Genomic DNA, 1681 nt, shown 5'->3' with positions numbered 1-1681 from the left:
CAGGTTAGAAAAACATAACTAACACTAACTTCAATATATAACGCGGCCAATGGCCGCGTTTTTTTACCCTCGAGTTTCGCAAACCTCAACCCAAGCAACAATGTTAAAACTAACACCGAGCTGCTTTACCTAAAACCTGAAACCTCGCACCTGAAACCTCTACTTTATCGCAGGCATAAAAAACCGAGCCTAAGCTCGGGCTATTGAGTTAATTTAGTGCCTATAAGTAGTATTAGTGGCTCTAAGGCTATATTTTTTTATTTAAAAAAAATGAACTTAAAGTCAGAGTTAACGTGTATAAAACCAACAATTTACCTTATATTTTAACTGGTTACTATTTAAGTCAGTTTGTTTGATAGTAAAAGCTTTCGTCAGATATTTTTTGTATGATATCGTATTCTAGCCCAATGTCGTTGTATTCGCCGGAACTTGGAAAATCATATTTATGATTGAATACAACGCCCCAGTGATTATCCCCAATTCCACCAAAAATAACATTAACAGCGGCTTTATTTACTTTTGTTATCGCGGCAACCTTATATTTAGCCATCACATCTCTGAGTGCTTGCGTAGAACTAGATAGATTCATTAGATCTGGCTCATCATCAGGTGTGGATACTTTGTAATCTCCAGAGGGGACGAAGCCAGCTTTTTTTGATGGGTAATATGTGATTAACTGAGTAGGGCTAAAAAAGGTATTATTGACTCTATATACATGTGGTGTCGTCTGTTGAATGATGAATAAGCCCTTATTTTCTAGCAGCGACTTTATTTCTTTGTCTGACTCTTTGACAAATTTCTTAATCAATACTATTCGCTCGTTTTCACATTTCATTTCCTTGCAAATTGAAATATTGGGTAGACTAGATAACTGCCCTTTATTAATGTTTAATAAAGCTCTTCCAAAAACCCCAAAGTTAAAATTTGCGAAAGCTTGCTTATCCTTATCGCTTTTAAATTTGGTAGGGCGAATATCTAATAGGCTATATGGGTAGAAAGATGGTAAATAGGCTAACTGCAAGTTAGTTTCGGGCAGCATTTCTTTAACGTGCTGAATTAATGCTCTGTATTCACTATCAATCTCTTTGTTAAAGTAAGACGGAGCGTTTGCCACTACTGTCGAAGAAAACAAAAAAGAACAGGTCAAAAGAAGCTTTCTAATCATCGTTTATTTCAATTCCCTTTAAAAAATTTATTATGATTTTTAGAGTTAACAGACTATCAATTAGCCTTACTAAATTCAAATATGCTTATTAGCATAACATTTATTTTTAATGGGTGGTCAAATTAACTAGACAACTTATACCCAAGGTAATGACGCCAGCTTTATGCTTTACCTTAATTGCCGCTAAATTTAACCCACGCAACAATGTTAAAACTAACATCGAGCTGCTTACCTAAAACCTGAAACCTAATACCTGAAACCTGTACTTTATTGCAGGCATTAAAAAAGGCCACCTAAGTGACCTATTTCCAACAATTAACTTAGACGTTAATTATTACTCGTTGAACGTTGCTACAAAGCGCCTACCCCTATGGTAAGAGCGCCACCTTCACATGAAGTAAATTGCAGACATTAAAAAACCCGAGGCTAAGCTCGGGTTTTTTCGTATTAATTAGCTAGGCTAATTATTACTCTACGATAGTTGCTACAACACCAGCACCTACAGTACGGCCACCT

The 1681-nt window shown here is 35.9% G+C and carries 1 protein-coding gene; it reads right to left on the bottom strand.

Annotated elements, in window-relative coordinates:
- Positions 1–343 precede the first annotated feature (343 nt).
- A complete protein-coding gene (locus QMA00_RS16285) occupies positions 344–1165 on the bottom strand; it encodes a hypothetical protein (RefSeq protein ID WP_254843676.1) in 822 nt (273 codons plus the stop codon).
- Between the last annotated feature and the right edge of the window lie 516 nt (positions 1166–1681).

Source organism: Pseudoalteromonas sp. APC 3694 (assembly GCF_030407565.1).
Lineage (GTDB): Bacteria > Pseudomonadota > Gammaproteobacteria > Enterobacterales > Alteromonadaceae > Pseudoalteromonas > Pseudoalteromonas tetraodonis.
This window is presented reverse-complemented; position numbering and strand designations above follow the sequence as displayed.